The organism is Nostoc sp. C110 (genome assembly GCF_043099725.1).
In the GTDB taxonomy this organism is placed as follows: Bacteria; Cyanobacteriota; Cyanobacteriia; order Cyanobacteriales; family Nostocaceae; genus Nostoc; species Nostoc muscorum_A.
The window spans coordinates 153,294-175,673 of the sequence record NZ_CP171137.1; the positions used below are offsets into that span (position 1 = coordinate 153,294).

17 protein-coding genes and 1 pseudogene are annotated in these 22,380 nt (G+C 40.5%); 12 read left to right on the forward strand and 6 right to left on the reverse strand.

All coding sequences use genetic code 11. The annotated features are described in order from the left end of the window. The first annotated feature begins 2 nt into the window (after positions 1 to 2). The 3 genes from ACFFRD_RS00795 (at position 3) to ACFFRD_RS00805 (ending at position 3,962) form a co-directional block, all read left to right on the forward strand. The gene (locus ACFFRD_RS00795; RefSeq protein ID WP_194145078.1) at positions 3 to 839 is read left to right on the forward strand and encodes an SWIM zinc finger family protein; all 837 of its coding nucleotides are present in this window, start codon (positions 3 to 5) and stop codon (positions 837 to 839) included. A gap of 134 nt (positions 840 to 973) precedes the next feature. After that, positions 974 to 3,190, forward strand: coding sequence for an AAA family ATPase (locus ACFFRD_RS00800; protein WP_392476146.1), 2,217 nt, complete (start codon positions 974 to 976; stop codon positions 3,188 to 3,190). Positions 3,191 to 3,359: 169 nt separating this feature from the next. Next, positions 3,360 to 3,962 carry a hypothetical protein gene (locus ACFFRD_RS00805; protein WP_392476148.1) on the forward strand — a complete coding sequence of 201 codons (603 nt, stop codon included), beginning with the start codon at positions 3,360 to 3,362 and terminating at the stop codon, positions 3,960 to 3,962. A gap of 123 nt (positions 3,963 to 4,085) precedes the next feature. On the opposite strand, the gene ACFFRD_RS00810 is transcribed toward ACFFRD_RS00805, so the two are convergent. Beyond that, a complete protein-coding gene (locus tag ACFFRD_RS00810) occupies positions 4,086 to 4,877 on the reverse strand; it encodes a hypothetical protein (protein WP_392476149.1) in 792 nt (263 codons plus the stop codon). Between the two features lie 309 nt (positions 4,878 to 5,186). Between ACFFRD_RS00810 and ACFFRD_RS00815 the strand changes: the two genes are divergently transcribed. Further along, positions 5,187 to 5,432 carry a hypothetical protein gene (locus ACFFRD_RS00815; protein WP_069074521.1) on the forward strand — a complete coding sequence of 82 codons (246 nt, stop codon included), beginning with the start codon at positions 5,187 to 5,189 and terminating at the stop codon, positions 5,430 to 5,432. A 199-nt stretch (positions 5,433 to 5,631) separates the two neighbouring features. Beyond that, the gene (locus ACFFRD_RS00820) at positions 5,632 to 5,973 is read left to right on the forward strand and encodes a hypothetical protein (RefSeq protein ID WP_392476150.1); all 342 of its coding nucleotides are present in this window, start codon (positions 5,632 to 5,634) and stop codon (positions 5,971 to 5,973) included. A gap of 271 nt (positions 5,974 to 6,244) precedes the next feature. On the opposite strand, the pseudogene ACFFRD_RS00825 reads toward ACFFRD_RS00820, so the two are convergent. Then, a pseudogene (locus ACFFRD_RS00825) lies at positions 6,245 to 10,085 on the reverse strand (hypothetical protein). Between the two features lie 47 nt (positions 10,086 to 10,132). Between ACFFRD_RS00825 and ACFFRD_RS00830 the strand changes: the two are divergent. Beyond that, complete coding sequence (locus ACFFRD_RS00830) at positions 10,133 to 10,663, forward strand: hypothetical protein (RefSeq protein WP_392476151.1); 531 nt, start codon at positions 10,133 to 10,135, stop codon at positions 10,661 to 10,663. Between the two features lie 222 nt (positions 10,664 to 10,885). Here ACFFRD_RS00830 and ACFFRD_RS00835 read toward each other — a convergent pair whose 3' ends face one another. From ACFFRD_RS00835 to ACFFRD_RS00850, 4 genes are all read right to left on the reverse strand, one after another. Continuing rightward, positions 10,886 to 11,260 (reverse strand): hypothetical protein, encoded by a 375-nt coding sequence (locus tag ACFFRD_RS00835; protein ID WP_392476152.1) that lies wholly within the window; start codon positions 11,258 to 11,260, stop codon positions 10,886 to 10,888. A gap of 198 nt (positions 11,261 to 11,458) precedes the next feature. Continuing rightward, positions 11,459 to 11,869: a hypothetical protein gene (locus ACFFRD_RS00840; RefSeq protein ID WP_392476153.1), complete on the reverse strand. Its 411-nt coding sequence runs from the start codon at positions 11,867 to 11,869 to the stop codon at positions 11,459 to 11,461. Between the two features lie 155 nt (positions 11,870 to 12,024). Further along, on the reverse strand, positions 12,025 to 13,221 hold the full coding sequence (locus ACFFRD_RS00845; RefSeq protein WP_392476154.1) for a hypothetical protein: 1,197 nt from the start codon (positions 13,219 to 13,221) through the stop codon (positions 12,025 to 12,027). Continuing rightward, the gene (locus ACFFRD_RS00850) at positions 13,218 to 13,961 is read right to left on the reverse strand and encodes a hypothetical protein (RefSeq protein ID WP_392475904.1); all 744 of its coding nucleotides are present in this window, start codon (positions 13,959 to 13,961) and stop codon (positions 13,218 to 13,220) included. The genes ACFFRD_RS00845 and ACFFRD_RS00850 overlap by 4 nt, the downstream gene beginning before the upstream one ends. Positions 13,962 to 14,161: 200 nt before the next feature. Here ACFFRD_RS00850 and mobV point away from each other — a divergent pair, with 200 nt between their 5' ends. The 6 genes from mobV (at position 14,162) to ACFFRD_RS00880 (ending at position 22,379) form a co-directional block, all read left to right on the forward strand. Further along, complete coding sequence (mobV, locus tag ACFFRD_RS00855; RefSeq protein ID WP_392475905.1) at positions 14,162 to 15,910, forward strand: MobV family relaxase; 1,749 nt, start codon at positions 14,162 to 14,164, stop codon at positions 15,908 to 15,910. A 107-nt stretch (positions 15,911 to 16,017) separates the two neighbouring features. Then, positions 16,018 to 17,646 carry an AAA family ATPase gene (locus tag ACFFRD_RS00860; protein ID WP_392475906.1) on the forward strand — a complete coding sequence of 543 codons (1,629 nt, stop codon included), beginning with the start codon at positions 16,018 to 16,020 and terminating at the stop codon, positions 17,644 to 17,646. Next, positions 17,643 to 18,161: a DUF192 domain-containing protein gene (locus ACFFRD_RS00865; RefSeq protein ID WP_392475907.1), complete on the forward strand. Its 519-nt coding sequence runs from the start codon at positions 17,643 to 17,645 to the stop codon at positions 18,159 to 18,161. Before ACFFRD_RS00860 ends, ACFFRD_RS00865 begins: the two co-directional genes overlap by 4 nt. 340 nt (positions 18,162 to 18,501) lie before the next feature. After that, positions 18,502 to 19,095 carry a hypothetical protein gene (locus ACFFRD_RS00870; protein ID WP_229563646.1) on the forward strand — a complete coding sequence of 198 codons (594 nt, stop codon included), beginning with the start codon at positions 18,502 to 18,504 and terminating at the stop codon, positions 19,093 to 19,095. 83 nt (positions 19,096 to 19,178) lie between these two features. After that, positions 19,179 to 19,538, forward strand: a complete 360-nt coding sequence (locus ACFFRD_RS00875) for a hypothetical protein (protein ID WP_392475908.1) — start codon at positions 19,179 to 19,181, stop codon at positions 19,536 to 19,538. A 21-nt stretch (positions 19,539 to 19,559) separates the two neighbouring features. Further along, the gene (locus ACFFRD_RS00880; RefSeq protein WP_392475909.1) at positions 19,560 to 22,379 is read left to right on the forward strand and encodes a hypothetical protein; all 2,820 of its coding nucleotides are present in this window, start codon (positions 19,560 to 19,562) and stop codon (positions 22,377 to 22,379) included. Position 22,380: the final 1 nt, after the last annotated feature.

The window sequence follows — 22,380 nt, forward strand, 5'->3', positions numbered from 1 at the left end:
TTATGGCTAAATTTAGTCGAACTTGGTGGGGCGATCGCTTTATTCAAGCACTAGAAGCTTTTACAGATGATAACCGACTCAAAAGAGGACGGTCTTATGCTAGCGGTGGTAAAGTCAAAAGCTTTGAGATTGACTTAAATAAAATTACTGCCAAAGTCAGAGGCTCAGTTAATCCCTATTTTGGAGTCTACAAAGAACCAACTTATAATATAGAGATTCAGATTACACCTATTGCTAAAACCCATTGGAATGAAGCTATCCAAAAGCTTTCTTCTAAAGCCAGTATCATTTCTCGATTGCTGCTAAATGAAGTCCCAGAAAATATTGAAGATACTTTCTCTCATTTGGGACTACATTTATTGCCCCATAGTAGTAAGGATTTCAAAACTAAATGCTCTTGTCCAGATTATGCGAATCCCTGTAAGCACATTGCTGGAGTTTACTATTTAGTGGCTTCTCAATTAGATAATAATCCCTGGTTGTTATTTGAATTACGGGGATTATCGAAAGCAGAACTTCAAGCCAAACTAGCTAATTCTCCTTTGGGAAAAGCTCTATCTGAGGAATTGAATACTAAGGAAATTCCTTTAGAACTTTCTAATTCGCTGTACACTAAGCTAGAAAAGCAATCTCTTAACCAAATGCCAAATGCCAGAGAATTTTGGTTAGGTACAAAGCGATTACCACAAACTATTGAAGTGGCGACTCCAAGTAGTATCTGTGCAATTTTGATTAAGAAACAAGGGGATTTTCCTGATTTCTGGCACAATGATGCTTCCTTTATTGAAACAATGGAAGAACTGTATCAGCGAGTCAAAACCAAAAATCATCAGTTCTGATTTCAGCGCTGATAACGACATCGTAAAGTAATTTCTTTTTAGATATTAATTGCCGTTATATTTTTTTACCTTGAAAAAGCATACGCACATATTTTATGCCTTGAAAAACTCCACTTCTGAAGACGTATTTAATAATGGATTTATTTGACCAGCATCTTGCAAAAATAACTGAAGAATCAGCACCCCTAGCAGCTCGGATGCGTCCACGGACACTTGATGAATTTATTGGTCAAGAGCATATTATCGGGCAAGGAAGGCTACTGCGGCGTGCTATTAGTTTGGATCAACTGTCTTCCTTAATCTTTTCTGGGCCACCAGGGACTGGCAAAACTACTTTAGCCCGTGTTATTGCCAACAGCACCTGCGCTCACTTCATTGCTATCAATGCCGTACTTTCGGGAGTTAAAGAAATTCGAACGGCAATTGAAATAGCCCAACAACAGCGCAAGTTTCATAATCAACGAACTATTCTTTTTGTCGATGAAGTCCATCGTTTTAACAAGTCTCAGCAAGATGCTCTATTGCCTTGGGTAGAGAATGGTACAATCATTCTCATTGGTGCTACCACCGAAAATCCTTTTTTTGAAGTCAATAAAGCACTCGTAAGCCGTTCGCGGATTTTTCAACTTCAGCAATTAACTGATAAAGATTTATACAAAATTGTTGAGCAAACACTCTTCGATTCGGAACGCGGTTATGGCAACTTAATAGTACAAATTGACACAGATGCCTTAGCTCATCTAGTTAATGTTGCCAATGGTGATGCTCGTTCGTTATTGAATGCTTTGCAACTGGCTGTAGAGACTACACCCCCTGATGCTACAGGTGTTATTCATATTCCCCTAGCAGTAGCAGAAGAATCAATTCAACAACGTGCTGTTTTATACGATAAAGAAGGGGATGTCCATTTTGATACCATCAGTGCTTTTATTAAGAGCTTACGAGGTTCTGACCCAGATGCAGCACTCTATTGGCTGGCCAAAATGGTTTATGCCGGTGAAGACCCGCGCTTCATCTTCCGTCGGATGTTAATTCTTGCCAGTGAAGATGTCGGATTGGCTGATCCACAAGCAATTGTCGTTACAAATGCCTGTGCCGAAGCTTTTGACCGCGTGGGAATGCCAGAAGGACGTTATCATTTAGCACAGGCAGTACTTTATTTAGCGACTGCACCAAAATCCAATAGCATTATGGGCTTTTTTGATGCTTTCGCCGCAGTAGAAAATGAAAATGTTGCAGAAGTCCCTACTCACCTTAAAGATGCCAATCGGGATAAAAAAGGTTTTGGGCATGGGGCTGGTTATCTCTATCCTCACGCTTACCGAGATCATTGGGTAGATCAGCAATATTTACCCAAGAGCTTGCAAGGTCAATTGTTTTATCAACCATCAACCCAAGGTTATGAACATCAAATCGCAACACAAGTGGCACGTCGTCGAGAAGCTCAACTTGCCGCAATAGTAGAAGGTATTGGTGTTGCACCAATGGAAGTCATGACTTATGGAACTGTTGACCGAGCAGATGAGCGTTGGTTGCAACGCACACTTTCTCAGGTAAGTACACAATTAGCATCTGTGCGCGAACGCATTTTCACTTTCGCCCAATTACAACGTCATCACTTAGTATTGGATCTAAATGCCGCCACTGGTTTACTTACTTGGGAAGCAATTCGACAAGTTCCTGAAGGTGGGGTTTATGCCTGTGTTCGCAATAGCTCTGATACCAATGCTTTAAATGAACTTACTGCGGCACTTCCTGAAACAATGCGACCAATAGTTTTTACTGCATCTGTTGCACAGATACCTGCTATGCTGGCATCTCTTGCACCAAATGTACAGTTTGACTCTATTATCGGGCGCAATGTACTAGCCTCGGAATCGGATAAGGGACTTGCTGCTCAAATTTTAACTCAATTGCTCCCCCACTCAGCCAAGCTTATTTTAGCTGAGACAGTACCTCGTCATACCCAAAGGTTTTACCGCTTACTGCCCAGCCAAAATCTCGATACTCAATTGTATGAGCGATTAGTTTTAGCGGAAGAAGCTATTTATACAGATGCCTCTGACCCCATGCTTAACTGGGATGCTGACGATTTGCATCACGCTTTTGCCTCAAATGGACACTGCGTACAAGTAGTTCTTGAGCAGTATTTGACACCTATGCACATCTCTGATAATTTTATCAAGCGTTTATTTACTGCTAATCCTAATCGACCAAGTTATGCCGAGCGTCTAGCTGCAAATTTGACAAGTGAGGAAATAAATATTATTAAAATTTTATTTGTTCGTTACTTACTTAACCAATCCGTTAATTGGTCAAGCACTGTGGCATTTTTAAATATTAGCGGATGAACATAATAGGCTCTCAAATCACAGTCATTTATAATTATGAGTTTAAGGATGCAATTACTCGGAAGTACGTCTTGATAAAAACGGATCACTGAAGCTAAGGTAATATTTTTCCTTGCCTTCGCTTTATTTGTAGATGAGTATGAACTGTTCAAAAGGATTTTAGAGAATTATGCCAATTAAAAAACACATTAATCTGAATGTTGGAAGTTTCCTTAATCCCACAGATAAAAAGATAGTTGTCAATTTAGCTAGTGAAGATATTTTAACTTTAATCACGCAAGAGTTAAAAAGCCGTTACTCGCCAGAAACTCAAAAACAAGCCCTTGAGGGAAGTTCTGAGCTATTACCTGATTTCGTATTACAAGAATTATTAAAACGCCAAGAGCAGGTAATAAACGTTAACCCAGATACCTTAGTACTCGTTAACTGCAACATTACAGAAACAGAGGTCGATGATTTGGAATTTAATTTGACTGTCGAAGCATATTTTGTAATTGGGGATGCAAATGGTCAAAATCATTTTCGGGCTAATAGGATCGGACTTTGGTCAAATATATGGGGTGATGAAGAAAAACTTTTTGATTTAGAAGATGAACTTGGCGAGCAATTCTGGACTAATTATCAAATCCAGTTGCTCTTTGATGAAAAAAATCAGCAAACAATTGAATTAGAAGTATCACAAACAGATGACTATGAAGCAAGATTACAATTTTACCCATCTTTTCAAAAGTTTTTACCATCCATAGTTCCCTTTACGGATAATGACTTTTAAAATCCGTGATTAAACCAAAATTTGCACAGCATTTATGGCGCTATCGTCCTGATAGTGGTGAAGACAGCTTTTCTATTTCTGTTTGAACATTCCCTGCTTTAACAATTTAATGGAGAATTGAGTTTATTCCTCCTCGCCTTGATCTTCGTACTCCTCTTCATCCTCATCGTATTCATAATCAGCATAGTCTTTCCCGTGTTTTTCGTACCACAGGCGTTCTTCCTCTTGAGCCGCCTCTCGCTGTATCCTTTTCCGTTCTGCCATCTCTGCTTCTAAACGTTCTTGCTCTAATTTCTGCTTCTCAAACCTTTCTCTTAAGAGCCTTTCTCGCTCTTGGGTTTCTTGCTCTACCCTCTCCCTCTCAAGTCTGATTAATCGCTGCTCAACTCGCGCACAGTAAAAATCTAAAGCCTTACCCGTCGCGGCTCCAGTAACTGTACCACCTGCTAGAAAAATGAGTCCGGTTTTCCAGCCTTCAATCGGGCCACCGCTCCACTGCAAACTTTTTTGATTGAACCACACCAGCACAGAGAAGACAAAAATTCCAACTACTGTATTGATGAGCGCAAAAACTCTTGGTGTCATTTCAGTCTGTCGCAGGATCAGCCACTGTCCCAGCCAAAGTATTGCACCAACAATCACCGCAGTGATCGCACTCATCGCAGCATTATCTGGATATTTGAACGGATCTAGTGCCATGTTAATAATCAATGGCACAAATATCAGCACACAGAGCAAAAAGCCAATGAATAAGCCAGCAACACTTATCAGGCTCCAGTAGCGACCGAGATAACCAAGGCGGAATTCCAATATCCACTCTTGTACGGGAAGCATTGTGACGTAAAACGCGATCCCTGCACTGACGTAATCGAGCATTGGCAGTTGTTTTACCTTTGTACTTAGCATATTTGGCATAGTAGGGTATCCGCCGAGAGGTCTATGTGCAAAATCGGACACGTCGTAAAGTTTGGTAAAGTTTATTATCAAAAACCTTAATTTACCGTTGTTTCAGCCTCGACCTCAACTTGACCATTCAAATGAAAACATTCCCTAAAAGGGTTATTTATGGGCAAGTTTTAAGGACAAAAAGGGGTGGAAGCTCCCTCTGAAAAATCACCACTCAACGTCGGCGATCGCTACCCTCGACATATCTACCTTGCCTTTATCTGTAACCGATTATCATAAAGGTAGCTATTTGACAAGATATTTGTTATACTTATTTACATGAACAATGATTTCGACTTCAAATCTCCTGAGCTATTTGGTTCTGTTGTTTTCAGACCTGATTTTAATAGCTTTAAGACTATCAATGCTTCCCAAGCTTGGTCTTTATTCTTTACAGGTGGTAGAGAAGACAAAAAACTAGATTCTAACCCTCGAATAGGTCTTTTGTTTACTAGTATTTTGCTAGGTCTTAGTGTTTCTGGGTTCGCCAGCGCACTGATTACCCGGACAATATTTCCTGTTTAAGTGCTTGACTAGTAGCTAATACGAAGTATAACTCAGAACCACCAAGAAGTTGGTGGTTCAAATTTTTAGTATGTCTTCACTAATATCTGAGTAACGCCATAGTTTCGGCTAACCTACAAATCTTTTAAAGTCTGACTAGCCTTGAGGATATCAGGACAAATATTCATCTAAAATTTGGCAATTTAATCTAGGAGAATTCATGTTAGACTTTAACACCTTGACGGTATTCTCAAGCACTTACTGCATTGGTATTTGTGCTTTTCTAATCCCAGCCAACCTAATTGCTACCTCGTTAACAATAGGTTTGACATTATTCTGTCGTCCAGCTATTGAGATTTGGCGAAGTGCTGCAATTGCCAGTACCTTTGCTTTATTAATCATACTGCACGTATTTGCTTGGTTCATGATTGGAGTTGTCATGGCTCCCACATACATTTTATTGGGACTAGGAAGCATCTGTCTGGGAGCAAATCTAGGAGCAATTCTCCTATACAAACGCTTTGCAAATGCGTTTGTAGCGATGAAAGTTGAATTTTCCTAAGTAAACTGAAAAGTAGCCTTTTATAGCGCAACCTTCTAGCCTATTTAGTTTTTCAAAAATCAAATCAAGAATTAACGGGAAAGTCAGGATTTAGAATGAGTCCGAGATAAAAAATCAACTTGAGCAATGACTAAATAATTCGTAAGAATTCAGGAGTAAGAATTCAGCTATTTTGAATAGTTAAAAAATTAATAAAGCTTTGATAAATAAGTATCGTAGTTTTAATAAACTCCTTATATATTATGGCTCCTGGCTGCTGAATTCTTCAAATCTATCTTTGTAAGTCTACTTGTCGCGTTTGAGATTTAGCTAATATTTTATCGATTTGAGTATTAGCATCCTCAAAAGTTTGCAATATCTGTGGAGTTACTTTATTAGTCTGCACCTTGCCAGATTGTAAGTTTAAAACTACCTCTCCATTTTTCTGCGAAATAGTTAAATCCCTCTGCTGGGTATTGAAAGCCAAGTCATAAATCTTTCCTTCAACTTGAGTGCCATTTTCATCAGACTTACCCCAGACCATGCCAATCCTTTGAGCAATTTGAGTCAGCCGACTGACGGCTTCAAGCTCAGATGTATCTTTATTCATTACTGTCAACGCTTCGGCTGATAATTGCTCACCAGCTTTAAACCGATTTGCCACTTCTACAATGCGTTTTTTGTAATTCTCCGACTTCCCTAACTTATCTGCGGCATTATACCAATTTCTCAAGTCATCAATAGTAACTGTCGGAAGCTTCTCTACACCTAGAGGTTCGGTTTTCACATAATTACTAATGTCTGGTGTAGAAGGAGTAGTGGGGAGTAATGGAGTTATAGATTGGTTAGGTGGGGATTGTGCTGTTTGTTCTGGTGGTTTCAAAAACTGTGGTCGTGTGGCGAGGGAGCTAACTTTTTGCTGATACTCAAGAGCAGACTCAATAATTCCTCCGAATTTCTTGGTCATGCTCGACAAAGTTTTGGCAGGGATGGAGCTATCAACCAAGTTAAATACCGCTAAACCTTTCTTAGTTTCCCTGATAACATCTTCTATTGGTACTTGCTGACATTCAACATTTTGCGAAGTTAGCCATTTAGTCACAGTCTCAGCTTTCTGGTTATCAACAGCCAAGCCCATGACTCCAAGTTTTTTGTTTGATTCTGTAGAAAATAAGAAAGTAGGACGCTCTTTAATCTGATGTAGAATCTTCGCACTGCTCTCAATCATCTCTTGTTGTTGAGGGTTAACCGATTGAGTCCCAAAAGCCTGAAATTCCTTCGTCCACTTCTGGGGATATTCAACGGTATTAGGGTCAATTTGAGCGCAAATCACAGAAAAATTACTTTCAATAATAGTGGGTGCGGGTGTTAGTTGTCCGGTTTTGAGCAGTCCAAGCTGTCTGAGCGCGTCTTTGTCTTTTTTAAAATGTAATACCCCCAAGGGTTCACCATTGAGAAATACTGCATCTCTAGTTTTTAAAGGTGGCGTTTCGATAGTCAGTTTTCGGTAATCTCGATCCGAGAATGACTGACCAGAAAAATCATAAAAGTTGATTTTATTGATTTTGAGGAGATTACCATTTGGGGACTCACCCAGCACAAAAGCTTGATCTCCAGCTTCGGAGATAGAGGTAAGTTTTAATTTGAGGGGATTACCACTTTTCAGGTAATCAATTTGTTTTAACTGTTGGGCAGAATCACTGTCTAACTCACCCAAAGTTTTCCCATTAAGTTTGATTTTTACTGTTTTGTCAGGAATCGGCACAGTGCCAAATTCTAAGTTAACGGGTTCGGCGTTAAAAACAAGTCCTGCATAAGAGAAGTTCTTGAGTTCGCGGATAGTAATTTCAACCGGCTCGTTTCCTGGTAGCCCAATAGTTGCTTTGGCGGTAGCAGGTTCTACCCCAATGAAATTAGCTTGCGCCTTTGTGCCAATTGGTAACATTCCAGCCCTGGTTTCGAGCATGGCGAATTCCTTATATTCCCCGTCAGCATCCTGGACAAACATTAGTCTGGAAACGTGGCGTTCATGTCCCGGTGGGTGGTGGCTAGCCCTGATTTCTATTGGGTGTTTTTCGTGGGGATTCCAGTCTCGATCCAAAAATTGATTCGCTTCATTATTCAGTGTGACTAACTTCGGTTCAGTAAATTGCAATTTATCTAAGCGAGAAATAATCTCATTGGGGAAAGCAGCGAAGGCGAAATTGGAAACTTTTTTAGCGATCGCCTGGGGGTTTGCGTTTTCTTTTCTTGCAACTTCGAGTTCATCCTGGCGGGATGCACAGATGTTCCAAGCGGCGGCAGCAGATGCAAGTTTTTCTGACTCTGGGATAGAAGCGTAAAATGCTTCTGCTGCATCATTTGCCAAGGCAAAGAGTAGTTTAGTTTGGCTTCTAGTAAGTTCTGGTTTTAGTTCTAAGAGTTTAGCTCCCTGCATGGTCATCCCCGCCTTGAGGTTGTGATCAGTCACAGATTGTTGGCTAACTGTCCCTAGGTTGCGGTAAGCGGGTTTTCCATCTGACCCAACCTCGTCATCTATCTGTGCAACTGCTAATAATTTATGGGGGCGTTCACTGTTTGTGAATTTAATCTCATCTAAGCGAATGTTAAGTGTCTGGGCTTTCCAGATTAGGGGATGCCCGTAGCGGGTGAGGTTGGTAATTTCGAGTTGCGTTCCTGAATTCGTTTGAATAATTGCGCTAGGGCCAGACTCTGTTTCCCGCCGCCTTGAGGCACGAACCGCAGCATTGAACTTCAGATCAAATTCGTATTTGGCGGCGATCGCTGCAAATTTCTGCTGTGGTGTAAATTCTACTCCTTGAAACAAGTCTTTAAACTGGACAATGGGACGCGATTCTAACTGTGATTCTTGGAAATATTTATTGGTTTGGCTAATTAATAATTCTACTGGTGAGTAGCCCTTTGGTGTTATCCCCGTATTTAAATAAACTGAACGCGACTTTTTATCGCCACTCACTTTGTACAAAACGGTTTAATTCCTGTTTGACCTTCTCAGTTTCTAAAAGCTGCTGATGCCCTAGTAAATCAGCTTTAATGAGTTTGTACATGAACAAGTCATCTTTAGTATTCTCGTCATCTAATTCCTCATCTGTATCTAAATCGTCATTTTTTCCTAAGTTTTTAACATCTATTCCTTGGTTTTTGATCTCTCCTATTTTTAATTTACTTTGGTTCAATGATTCTTTGCGTTTTTCGTATCTTTCACAATAGTAAGCAGCAACAATTCTTGGATCATCTTGAATAGAGGCTAATCTTTGAGCTTGTACCTCTAGTTCCTCTACAAAATCTTTAAGCCCGTGAGGAAAAGATGCCAATAGTTGGGAGATAGACATCTGACCTTGTTGAGATTGTGCTTTTTCAGCTAACCAAATATTTTGCTGATATAATCCTGGTTGAATTTGAGGTTTAGTAGGCCCTTTGGGTCTATCTTTGTCTGTTCCCTTAAAACTGCTTACGGGAAGAATTATGTCTATTTTTGGTTTGCTCTTAGGATCTGCATATTCTATTTTATCTAAGTTGTATGGTCGGAGTGTTCCTTTGCCAAAACGGTATTTAGTAGTATCTTCTCCAATTCCATCCACCCAACCAAATCGATGCTGAATTACACGATAACTTTTATCTGCTTGGGATTCTCTTAAGGTTAGCTTTTCATAAAGCTGTGTTGAAATCTGCCCATAACAGTCACCAACTAATTTATATGCCAAATCATTTGATAATATCCCTCCATTATCACCTCTGTTAGCAGTAGAATCATCTACTACCAGAATGTTTAGCTTTTCGTGAATCGCATTTTTACAAGCCCCAAGGAAGATGGAACCATAAGCCCCACGGTCTTTACTATCTGGACAAATTTTTTGAATCGTTTCTAAACATTCTTTATCTCCGTAAAGTAAGCGAGTCTTAGAAGATAGCAATAAAATTTGTCCGTCTGGATGATTCTTTAATTCTTCGTCTGTACTGTACTCATCTGAATGCCCAAAGGAGAATTTTTTATCAGGAAAGTAAAATTCCAGTAAAGTATTACTGAGATTTTCAGTTAAAATGTTTTTACGATCATCTGTATAAATCCATTGGTTGAGCCTGGGATCAAAATGTTTAATTTCCAGAGTCATGTTTTTAAGAAATTAATGGAAGTTGGTTAATATCTTGAGAGGTTTGTATGTCGAGAATTAAGCGTTGGATAAATATGCATAAGAAAGAATTCAATGCAGATGGAACTTTAAAAGATGAAGTAAGACAACAAAAGTTATCTCTTGGCGCACATCCAGAAGCAGTTGATGACTACGCTCGTAGAGTAAAAGAAGAGTATGACGAGTGGAAGCACTTAGACGAGACTGATCCAGAACCGTGGCCAATCTACACAGCCTACGATTTCTTTACTGAACAAGAAAAAAAGGAATTTAACCCAGATGGTTCTTTCAGACCTGAATATGTAGAATATGCTCGTCAAATTGGCATCAGTGAAAGTGCGCTAGAGCAGCTTGAGTGGCGTAAGAAAATGGAGGTTGATCATTATAATAAAATGTCTGCCTCACACGTAGAACAAGGCATCAACTTTGGTGAATGGTTGATGGAAGGGAGGATTGGAAACAGCAGAACATACGTCCAACGTCGGCAGCAGATGGAGCAAGACCTGCGTAACTTTGAAGATGTTGACAGTTTGCCTTTCGATAAGGACACAGCATTTTAGTTAGCAAATTGAGGAATAGGGAGATTTCGCTCTATTTCTAATTTCCTAACATCCAAATTTGCTTGGGCAACGTGATGCTGAGTTTTTTAACAAACAATATCAGCAGTAAATTGACCCCAAACCTCGTGATTAAATTCATTGATTTGGGGTGAATTTTTGATGATAGAAACCGATAAAAAAGGCAATCATTCCTAAAATGGGGCGAAAAAGCGAACTGTTTGCTTAATTGGCTTGCCGTTCTATAGCTGGAGGGATTACCCCAGGAGATCGCACAACTGACTTGTTGGAAGCGGCGGCAAGGAACGCAAACATCCCTAGAATAGCAAAGGACGTAATAATCACTTGCTGTACGGATGCAAAGACCGACTTTTCTTTCTCCTTTTGGACAGCGATGCGATTGAGCTTCTGTTGATATATGGAGAAGTACAGATAATTCAAAACTTGTTCGCATAAGGCAGGGTCTTCTCCTTTTTGGACTTTTTGACACAGGAGAATTTCTAAATGCTCTTTACGGCGATCGCTTGTAGACAAATCGCGCTCGTCCCACAGTTTTGCCTGGGTTGTATCTAAAGGTCTATTAATACCTAATAAAGTCATAATTATGTCCTCACTTGATTTAGGAGTTTGTTGAGGGAACAGGTGTAATCGATAATTCAATTACACCCTAATGTGCTTTTTGAAAAATGGAACTCGTATCTAACTTAAGAAGTTTAAATATGCTTTCTAAAAAGAACTAGCTACGTTAGTACTGAAAAAATCGGTACTGTAGTAGCTAGTAAAGTTTGAGAATGTATGCTATATTTCCCATTCCAAATCTGGTTGTAGAGATGAGGATAAAACCTGTGCCTTGGGTAATAGTTGGGGTGTATCTGGCTCCAACGGGTTCGTCCCATCTTGGAATATTTCTTGTGCCAGAGTCCGCCCATAGCCGTCAATGTCACTACTCAAGAAATACTCCAAAACCTGCGGTGTAGCACCATCAATTGCTGCTTGTGCTAGTAGAGATTTGATGAATTGGGGAGATGCTTCACTATCAGCTAGTACCTTCAAGGTTTGCTCGGCATCTTGGATGGTCATTTTGGAGATATCTTTAACTCCAACTTCGTCCCAGACATCGCCAAAATACTGACGATATTGCTGATTGAAGTCTTGCTCTTGGGCAAATCGTGATAATTCTTGTACCTGCAAATGTGTCGTTTCAGCCATCTTAATTTGCCAATGTTAATTGTTCACGCTTGTTAGTGTTAGAGCGATCGCACTTTCAGATGAGGTAAGGTGCAAGTTGAAGCATATCTCTTACCAAGAGAGGCTTTTACGATGTTAGACAGAATATCTGTCTAACATCAAGTGCAAGATATGAACTACACTCTATTGATAGAAGTGAGATGATTAACTGCTGGAGAATAAGAATCTGGTACTAATTTCTGTTTGCGCTCATAGCAAAAATTTTCATCCAGCATTCTCACATAACTAATATGAGTTGCCCAAACATCAGCCAGTCGCTCACCCAAGCCAACGGTATCTAATGATTTGGGAATAACTACTCCACCATTCCAAACGATAGGGATGCTTTCTGTTTGAAAATATTGTGTCAGTTCTCGACGCACAAACTCACCAGTACCACCACAGATGAGAACTTCATCTAATGGTACATGGTTTTTCACCCAGCGCAGCAATGCTCGACAGTATTCATCCCGAATCACTTCTAAAACTGATTTAAACAACTCTAAATCCGAGTTAATTCCTGATGGTGTATTCCTACGTGACAAATTTCGTAATGCAGTGAAATTACCTTTACTTGCTTCCACTAAAGCCGCCGCTATACACGGATCATCTTTCGATAGTCCTACGCTAGTACGTTCGACAAACTTTTGTAACACCCAATTCATCCCCAAGTCTGTCGATTCTTTCTTTGCTACTTTCCCTTTTTCTGAAAGGGTAAAACTGGCATTACGATGACCCAGCATTAACAATCCTATATTTTTTTGAGAAAATACATTCCCTAGAGCGCGACTCCTGTAAGAAATAATACCTGTTCCTTCAGGAAGATTTTTAAAGCTGTTGACCTTAATTTTCATTCTTCCCGTTGGCGTTATTACTCCTTGCCTATAGTTCAAGACAAACCTTTTAGCCAAATCTTGTACATTCTTCTCTTCTCCAGGTGGTAGCAAAATCTGGAGAAACATTTCGTGAATATCTACATTTATTTGACGTTTAGCTAGCCACAACAAACCAGCAACCTTTGATAAGGCATATTCAGACTTCAAATCTTGCAGTGCCGCAGTTCCAGCAAACTCTCTTTTTGCAATACTCCCTAATACAGAATATTCCTGACCAATTCTCACCCAAGCGCTATCATCAGGCAGCGCATCTACAGTTAAATGTTTGGTTGAACCCTCTCCCACATCGGCAACTTCTGGACTCATCCACAATGCAAATGGCACTCCCGCCGGATAAATCTGGGCGATCGCCTTGGTTGAACTACCCCCCAAGTCTGCCGTCAGTATAAACTGTACGACTTGGCTTGATTTGTCCTGATTAGTATTTGTAGTTGTCATAAATTTTTATTACCGTTTGTTTCGTCAAATCCCAACAATTGAGTAGCCATTAATAAGTCTGGTGTCATTTTCAAGTCCATTAATCCCAAATCATCATCAGATAGTAAGGATTCTTCCTGCTGACTTGTTTGCTCTAGTTCTTCTTGTTCTTCTTTCTTTTTGCAAATCGCATTTGTTGAGATTGGCAAGCTTTTTTCTAAAATCGATGATTTGTTCTGCTCTATTTGTTGTGGTGGCAAAATCGCACTACTATCTACTTCAAAAGAATTAGAAACCTTTTGCATTAAAATTCTAATCTTTACTAGCTTTCCTTCCAATTCCCCAATACTCGACAAGCAAGCTTCAATAAATTCCTCTTTACTTACCTTTCCCACTAATGCTTCTATTAGCCAGTAACTTGTCACTGCTTCCATTGTCAGTTCACATGCCGACTTTTTTGATCGATGATTCACCAAGTATTCAATAGTTCTTCCATCCCAAGAATCATGTCTCCGTTTTACTCTTGGCAATTCAACGTCTTTGCTTCCCTGTTTGTTCATTTTAAAAATCAGTACAGTTGTATTATTTTTTACATTTACAACACTTGATACAAAAATGAGTATTGCGGGTAGTCCAAATGAGTATTTAGGCGGAGAAATCCCCCTTTTCCTCTCAATTGTGTTTCCGCTGTGTTTCCACTGCGTTGCGCTTTTTCCCTCATTTATGAGTATTCGTGCGTAATTCGTACCCAAATTATTCACTGCTTAGAATCAGGCGACTAAATGCCTGGGGTCTTTGCTATGTAAGCACTTGAGCTAGTTAGGTATTAGAGTTCCTTCAAAAAGTCTTTCAAGCCGCTAAAATAATCGTACTTACTACGACTATCTTCACTTTTTCGCATTTGAGCAATTTAGCTATTTTGGCGACTAGTCGCAATTGCTCCGATTTTGGGTAAATCAGCGTGATAACAAAATCATACCAAGTTTATCCAAGATGTGAAGCCATGAGCTACGCGATCGCGCGATTAAAAAAATTAAAGCGGGGTAACATATCAGGGAGTGCATCTCACACTGCACGAGAAAGAGAAACCCCTAATGCAGATCCGACTCAAAAAAATATTCGGTTCATCGGTAGCCTCGACCCAGAGGAACGACTAGAGGATTTAGTCTTAGCCAAGATAGGGGAACATGAGCAGAAGCGGAAGATTCGCACTGATGCCGTGTACTGCGTGGAGTTACTGTTGAGTGCATCGCCCAGTTATTTCCGTCCCGACTGCCCCACCCAAGCCGGTTACTATGAACCACAAAAGTTGGATAACTGGGTAGAAGCGACTCACCAGTGGTTAGCGGATGAATATGGCAATCGCATTGTCCGCGCCGAGTTACACCTAGACGAAGCCACGCCCCATATTCACGCTTATTTTGTCCCCCTTGATGATCAAGGGCAGCTACGGTGCAATCATTTCTTCGACGGACGGCAGAAAATTCATGAGTTTCAGGATTCGTACTACAATACAATGCGGCTAATTGGGCTAGAGCGGGGTATCAAGGGAAGCAAAGCCCAGCACCAGGACATCAAAGACTTTTACCGCATTGTGGAGGAGGGGCGTGACTTAGAAGTTGATGAGCTAAGTGCAGCGCAATTGAAGGCCAAAGCTGCCGACCGAGACAGGGCGAATCAGCGTAAACAGGAAATGGAAGCTACAGCCAAAGCTCTCTCACTTGAAAATGAACAGTTGCGGCTCAGAATTGCGCAATTAGAACAAGATAATCAATCAATAAAAAAGCTTACCGAGTGGTCAACTGATTTAGCTTTAGATGATGTTGCTTGGGAGTTAGGGCTATGGCGTAAAGGGAATGAATGGATTGGAGGAAACCACATCATTAATATAGATACCTCTCAATTTACTGACTTTGGCAATGGTTCTTCCTTAGAGGGTAATAGTGCTATTGATTTAGTCAAGCACGTTAATCAATGCAACCAAGCCCAAGCGATCGCATGGATCGGAGAGAGATTTGGTGAAGTCGGCGCAAAACGTGCAGCGAGCGCTCATGCTCAAAAAGTTGCGGATCTTATTATCCAAACTCTACCAGCACCCCAATTTATGCTACCCGTTGAGGATAAAGCTAACTGGTCAGGCGTTGAACATTACCTAACCCAGAAACGAGGCATACCTTCTGATTGCATACAAATGTTACATAACCAGGGGCTAGTTTATGCCGACTCAAAAGCAAATGTTGTGTTTGTGATGCGGGACTTGGAAGGGAATACCAAAGGGGCTTTCTTAGAAGGTACAACCAATAAATTCTCTGGTTATGAATTAGGTACTGTTCGCCGTGATAGCTGGTTTTACTTTACTTTGGGGAAAAAGCCTAGCGAACAAACTAGTACTGTCGTGCTGTCTGACTCTCCCATTGATGCCATTTCAGTAGCCATGCTGGAATATCAGGTTAAAGGAATACCAGAAAACAGAACAGTTTACATGGCAGTAGATGACACTTCAAATTTACCTGTTGAAAGATTACGTAATGTTCCTTGTGTACAGGTAGCTTTTAGTCAATCAACAGTGGCACGGGCTGTTAAAGAACTACTGCCACACTCGACTCAACTCAAGTGCGAAAGTCGGGATTGGAATACGCAGTTAATCAATTTATCTCATCAATTGCAACAGCGTTATTCACAACAAAAACACGAGGAATTAGAGCTATAGTTGCAAAAAAGTCAAGCTACTGTAGTACCGATTTTTTCAGTACTAAAGTAGCTAGTAAAGAGTTTTAGCTATCAATAATATTGGGGTGAAATTTAACTAAAGCCCTAATGAATAATGAGTTAACAAAGCAAATATTTGGATTAATTAAGCTTAACAATAAGCTGATTGCTGTCGAGTCTCCATTGCAAGAGAGGGTCAGGCTGCTCATCAATCTAGCCAGTGAATGCCAGCGCCTGGACATTAACTGTTACCTGTGGACACTGGAAGATGATGCGCTACAGCAGTTATCTACTAATGACGAGGGATTAAGTTTAAAAACTGTTAACCAGTATCAGGCGATCGCCAAAAGCAGACGCGAACATTACTTTGAAATTCTGCGGTTTTGGAAAACCACTGATTTACAGGGCATTCTCATACTGGAGGGCATATTCCCCTGGCTGGGAGAGTCTACCACTGACCCCGATTTCTTTCTGACTTCCGAGTGGATTAAGTCTGCCCTCATTAACCTAAAGCTGTACAATTGCAATGCTAACAAAGCAGCGATTCTCTTAGGGTCAAACGCCACTGTGTCATCTGACATTGCCCCCGAAGTTCCAACAGTCATTCAACAACTGCCAGCTATAGAGGAAATAAGCACTTACTTAGCCCAAGTATTACCTGATTACAGCCGCAGCGATATTCATGCGACGGCGAACGCCGGCTTAGGGATGTACTTGGCAGACATTGACTATGGAATCAGACAGGCAAGCGCTCCTGGTGAAATTAAACCGGATGAGTTAGTATCTCAACTGTCCGCTTACAAAATTGACCTATTTAAGCGAATTTATAATATTCAGTTCCTTCAACCTCCAAGCACACCCATTGGTGGTTTAGAACTTATCCAGCAAGCGTTTAAAACTTATAAGCGCCTTCTATCCTCATTGGCGAAAGCGTATAATCTGCGCTTACCCAAGGGGATTTTACTAATCGGCCCACCGGGAACAGGAAAATCTTACTCGGCTAAAGCAAGTTCTGCACAATTGGGGCTACCTCTGATTATTTTGGAGTGGGGGAGTTTCCGCAGTTACGGTAATTTGGCTGAATATAAGCTCAAGAATTTACTCGCACTCGTAGACCGAATTAACCGTGTAATCCTGTATTTGGACGACTTCGACAAAGGATTTGCCGGGGATGATGATTTATCCAAACGCCTAGCTGGTATGCTTTTGACCTGGATGCAAGAACGTACTAGTGAGGTTTTAATTATCGCTTCGGCTAACAATATTCAATGGCTACCACCAGAGCTTACCAGAAGTGGACGCTTCGATGAAATTTTCAAGGTGGATCTCCCAAATTACGGCGAACGGCACGAAATATTCAAGATTCACTTAGCCCGTTTCGATCCTCGTTTCCGTAATCGGGGCGATGGGTACAGCGAAGAAGAATGGAAAAGGTTACTCAAAGCCACGCAGCGATGTGTCGGTGCGGAGATTCAAGCCATTGTTGAACGTGCCGCCGTCTTTAGTTTCTGTCAAATGTTTGGCGACGATGTTTCTCCCCTTCAAGAACTACCACCACTAGGAATTACATTGTCGGCATTGCTGGCTGCAAGGCAGAGTATGAATCCTCTGGCAATCCGCGAAGCTGACCGAGTTGAAAGTATGCGTAACATTGCGGCTTTGCATGGCCTTCCATCTAGTCCAATTGATTCATCTATATATAGTCTCGGCAACGTTGATATTTTTGGTGAAACATGAAAACTTTAAAAATTAATTCTGAAAAGGATTTATACGTTGCTGCTTTCAAATTACTAAACATACTAGGCCCTGTCGCTGGAGTATCAATTATCATCGGCACTGTGGCGCTTGGTTACGTCCAAACTCGTCCCCAGGATTTACCAGTTACGCACATTCTCACGAAAGGCAATCGCACATTTAAGCTCTCAGTCGCCTCTACATCAGAGCAATTAGAGAAAGGGCTGAAATTTCGAGCATCCTTAAACGGTTCGCGCGGAATGTTATTCAACCTGGGAGGAGAAATTTACAACGTGCCTTTCTGGATGTACAAGGTAAATTTTCCATTAGACATCTTTTATCTTAAGGACAATGTGGTGACAACTGCGGTTTACAATGCCCAACCGTGTTACAAAACCCCTTGCCCTATCTACAAGGGGAAAGTTGCCAATCAAGTGCTAGAGCTAGCAACAGGCGCTGCCAATATCAAGGTTGGCGACAGGCTTAACATCCAACCGTTATCATCAGCCAAAGAATGATATCGATTGCGATCAGGCTGTGATGGCAATTTGCCAAAAACGTGTGTATTGCATTAAACAGGCTTTAACACACAAAACCAAGCAAAAGTCAATCTCCACATTTCTACCTTACTGAGCTAATTACAAAATTATTTATACTAATAAATAATTGCAGGGATTATATGTCAAGCAAAAAGCTTGCTAATACTATAATTGATTTCTAAATACTTAGAGAATGAATGTTAGCAATATTATACTAGTACTTTTGTGCTATTTTTTTTTAGTACTAAAGTGTCTCCATCTTGAAGCTGACTTATTTAAGAATGTGCGTATTCCTCATCCAATCGTTCAGGAGAACGAGATGCGTACTGACTACGAATATCTAGAAAGTTTTTCCGCTTCGGCAACGGCAACCCTCTCACCTTCTCCAAAGAATGAGAGGGCGACAAAAAGCACACTTACACTCATGGGTGTGACAGGTGTGTTGATGATAGCAGAGATGTCCGTCCACAATATATTGATGGGTGGATTTATGATTGCGTCCGCCATCGTCATTGCCTTGCCGAAACAATCACAAGCATTATTTACTAACTTCGATAAACTACAACGAAAGTATGGAGTTAATCTCTATGCAGTGTTATTTGCGCTGTTAGCAGTAATTTGTCTAATTGATTTTGCGGCGGCTCCAGCTAATGCTCAGTTCTTTAACAATGCTCAAACTTGGATGACTGGTGCTTTTGGTAATCAAGGTAATGGACAAACAGGAGCAGTTATTGAATTATTTTTCAATGTATTGCGAGGCTTATTCCTTTTATATGTTGGTATTAGTTTAGTGAGGATTATTCAAGCTTCCCGAAATGATGAAGATTGGCAATCTCTAGCAAGAACTCCATTAATCATAGTTATGGCAGTTTTTGTTGGAGATTTAATTACTGGTTTGATTGTTCAGGTTTAGCAAGAAAGCTTTTTAAGTTATCAGTTATTGATAAATACGTATTTGAATTAATAGCTGATAACTCTTGATTAAATTCAATAAATATGTCAAATAAACATGATTTTCGGACAGTAAATCGGATTTTAGGAGAAAGACCAAGACTAGGGCCATTCCCTGCCGATCAAATATTTCCCTGGACATTAATAGCAGTAGTCAATGTATTTATCTTTAATTATCTACTGAAAACAAGTTGGTTAGGTACTAGCTTAAGTATTGCTTGGGGATGGGCAACATGGTGGACAATTTCTACAAATAAAGACTTTTTCGGTAAGTTCGTCAGCGTCCCTCGAATTAGTAGGGGATATATGAGACATAAACCAATTCGTACTCTTGCTAACGCCCCGCTCCGCGAACGCAATAGAGCCTCCGGCACGCTCCGCGAACGCAATTTTGAAGATAGTTAAATTTCAGTGATTGCTAAAGTTATGCCAAATTCTTCTAAGAAAGTTAAAGATAAATTAGGTAAAGTAGCATTAGAAAACGAGCAGATTAGTGTTGTGAAAATGCTCACTCCCTTTGAAGATATTATCCATTTAGGGGGCATTTGTGACCTAAACTTAGGAGGTAGGCAGGGCGTAGGCGCATTAATTCTCAAAAAAGGTGAAAATATTCAAATCAAATTCTGCTTTGATTGTTTAGGGATTCATCCGAATTTAGAATCATCGCAAATGCTACCGATCTTTGAGGGCATAGAAGCGGGATTAAAAGAAATTCCCGAAGGCGAAAACCTCACAATACACTTAGGGTCTTTTACCTCGGATTATTATAGACAAAAGGAACTATCTTCTTTAGAGTCAACTTGTTCTCAAGATCAGTTAAAGCTATTGATTCGCAGTGAGAGATTGCGAGTTAAAGAATTAACTAAAAGTGGTACTAGGAAAAATAAGTTTCTCCGGCTATGGTGTACGTACACTGTTATTGATGATGATGAACGTTCTGATGATTTTATCGAATCGATTATCAGAAAATTAGAAAAAGGGTGGTTTTCTTTTACTGGAGAAGTTCATGCCCATAATAATACCAGAATTGAAAATATCCTCCAAAATTCCTTTAGCAATGGTTTTTTGCAATGGTCAGCCATACTAAGTAATAAAATGAAACTTGGGATTAGGGTGCTGAGTGCCCAAGAAATATGGGAAATAAATTGGCAGCAATTCAATCTGTCATCACCACCAGGAATTCCTAATCCTCTAAAGATAGATTCTGCCAACGGACTAGTAGAAACTCAAACTAGTGATTTTCACATCCGCCACCAGATGTTAGAGAATGAGGAGTCTGTGCCATTCTTTGATAGGAAATGGGTAAAAATCCAAAATAAATATATTGGGGCGCTAAACTTCAGCCAAAAACCAGGGGGATGGTATGACGAACAAGCCCAACTGCGATATCTATGGGAATTAATCTCTAGAGATAGTATTTCTGATACAGAGGTTATTTGTCAGCTAACAAAGGCAAATCAAGCTATTTCTAAAACAAATCTTCAACGCATTACCAAACAATCAATTACCAGCACTTCTTTATCTACAGATAAAGGAAATATTGATGTCAAGTCAGGGATGAATATTGAAGAAGCGGTAGAGGCGCAGAAGACAATATATAAAGGTAGTGTAGTAGTGCATACCGCAGTTGCTTTTCTCGTCCACCGTCCAACCCCACGGGAATTAGACGAAGCTTGCCGATATCTTGCCAGCTATTTCTTGCGTCCGGCGGTAGTTGACCGAGAAATAGAATACGCCTGGAAGACATGGTTGCAGTGTTGTCCATTTGTTTGGGAACCACTGTTAACCAAGCCTTTTAACCGCCGACTGCCATATTTTAGTTCGGAAGCACCAGGGCTGATGCCGTTGATTCGCACAGCCACAGGCGATCGCAGTGGCTTTGAGCTAATCGCAGAAGAAGGCGGCACACCAGTACATCTAGACTTATACCAGAATCATAAGAATTTGGCAGTCTTCGGCGCAACTCGTTCAGGTAAATCTGTACTGGTTGCAGGTATTCTTACCCCGGCACTTGCACAAGATATTCCGGTAGTGGCACTAGACTATCCCAAGCCAGATGGGACATCCACTTTCACCGACTACACCAATCTGCTGGGTGAAGATGGGGCATACTTTGACATCTCCAAAGAATCAAACAATCTTTTTGAACTTCCTGATTTACGCTCTCTGGATGCAGAACTGAGAAATGAGCGATTGAACGATTTTAAGGAATTTCTCAAATCAGTGCTGATGACAATGGTGATGGGGACAAGCATGATTGGTGTCAGCCCAACGATTACCACCAATATTGAGTCAATCATTGCGTTAACATTAAAAACGTTTTTTAATGATGATGAAATTAAATCACGCTACAAGTCAGCAATACATTTTGGATTTGGGACTCAATATTGGAGCGAAACTCCGACGCTCAAAGATTTTTATAATTTTTGTTCTCCAGCTTTCATACAATTAGATTCTATTGCTAGTAAGAGTCAAGAGATTTCCGAAGCCTTAGAGCAAATCAGGCTGAGAATAAATTATTGGTTGAGTACCAGGGTCGGGCAATCTATCTCACGCCCATCTAGTTTTAGAACTAATGCCAAATTGCTAGTATTCGCTTTACGTAATTTATCGAGTGAAGCTGATGCTGCCATACTCGCTCTTAGTGCATACTCTGCTGCATTACGTCGCGCATTATCATCAAAAGCTTCAATATTCTTCCTGGATGAAGCACCAATTTTATTCCAATTCGATGCTATCGCCTCGTTAATTGGGCGATTGTGTGCCAATGGCGCTAAGTCTGGTATCCGCGTCATTATCTCTGCCCAAGAACCAGAGACTATATATCAGAGCGCATCTGCACAAAAGATATTTGCCAATATTACTACACGTTTAGTAGGCAGGATTCAATCATCAGCCGTTGACCCGTTTATTGTTCGCTTTAAATATCCAACTGAAATCATCAGGGTCAATAGTACAGAAGCTTTTTATCCAAAAAAGGAAGGGATTTACTCTCAGTGGTTGCTTGATGATAATGGCAAGCTTACTTTCTGCCGCTATTATCCCGCCTACTGTTTATTAGCCTCAGTTGCTAATAATCCCAACGAGCAGGAATTACGCAGTTTGTTCCTCAAACACTATCAAGATAATCCTCTGCTTGGGTTAGTCAAATTTAGTGAGGATTATATCAGAATGATTCGGGGGGAAGAGTTATCAGACTTGGCTAAACATTTGATTTCCCGCTCAAATATCAAACAGGTTGCCTAAT

Bases quoted from the DNA above. Each gene is read 5' to 3' on its own strand.
- ACFFRD_RS00810 (WP_392476149.1), bottom strand. From the start codon at position 4,877: ATGCCAAATATGCTAAGTACAAAGGTAAAACAACTGCCAATGCTCGAT.
- ACFFRD_RS00880 (WP_392475909.1), top strand. From the start codon at position 19,560: ATGCCAAATTCTTCTAAGAAAGTTAAAGATAAATTAGGTAAAGTAGCA.
- ACFFRD_RS00815 (WP_069074521.1), top strand. From the start codon at position 5,187: ATGAACAATGATTTCGACTTCAAATCTCCTGAGCTATTTGGTTCTGTT.
- ACFFRD_RS00800 (WP_392476146.1), top strand. From the start codon at position 974: ATGGATTTATTTGACCAGCATCTTGCAAAAATAACTGAAGAATCAGCA.
- ACFFRD_RS00860 (WP_392475906.1), top strand. From the start codon at position 16,018: ATGAATAATGAGTTAACAAAGCAAATATTTGGATTAATTAAGCTTAAC.
- ACFFRD_RS00870 (WP_229563646.1), top strand. From the start codon at position 18,502: ATGCGTACTGACTACGAATATCTAGAAAGTTTTTCCGCTTCGGCAACG.
- ACFFRD_RS00845 (WP_392476154.1), bottom strand. From the start codon at position 13,221: ATGACAACTACAAATACTAATCAGGACAAATCAAGCCAAGTCGTACAG.
- ACFFRD_RS00840 (WP_392476153.1), bottom strand. From the start codon at position 11,869: ATGGCTGAAACGACACATTTGCAGGTACAAGAATTATCACGATTTGCC.
- ACFFRD_RS00805 (WP_392476148.1), top strand. From the start codon at position 3,360: ATGCCAATTAAAAAACACATTAATCTGAATGTTGGAAGTTTCCTTAAT.
- ACFFRD_RS00865 (WP_392475907.1), top strand. From the start codon at position 17,643: ATGAAAACTTTAAAAATTAATTCTGAAAAGGATTTATACGTTGCTGCT.
- ACFFRD_RS00795 (WP_194145078.1), top strand. From the start codon at position 3: ATGGCTAAATTTAGTCGAACTTGGTGGGGCGATCGCTTTATTCAAGCA.
- ACFFRD_RS00835 (WP_392476152.1), bottom strand. From the start codon at position 11,260: ATGACTTTATTAGGTATTAATAGACCTTTAGATACAACCCAGGCAAAA.
- ACFFRD_RS00830 (WP_392476151.1), top strand. From the start codon at position 10,133: ATGTCGAGAATTAAGCGTTGGATAAATATGCATAAGAAAGAATTCAAT.
- ACFFRD_RS00875 (WP_392475908.1), top strand. From the start codon at position 19,179: ATGTCAAATAAACATGATTTTCGGACAGTAAATCGGATTTTAGGAGAA.
- ACFFRD_RS00820 (WP_392476150.1), top strand. From the start codon at position 5,632: ATGTTAGACTTTAACACCTTGACGGTATTCTCAAGCACTTACTGCATT.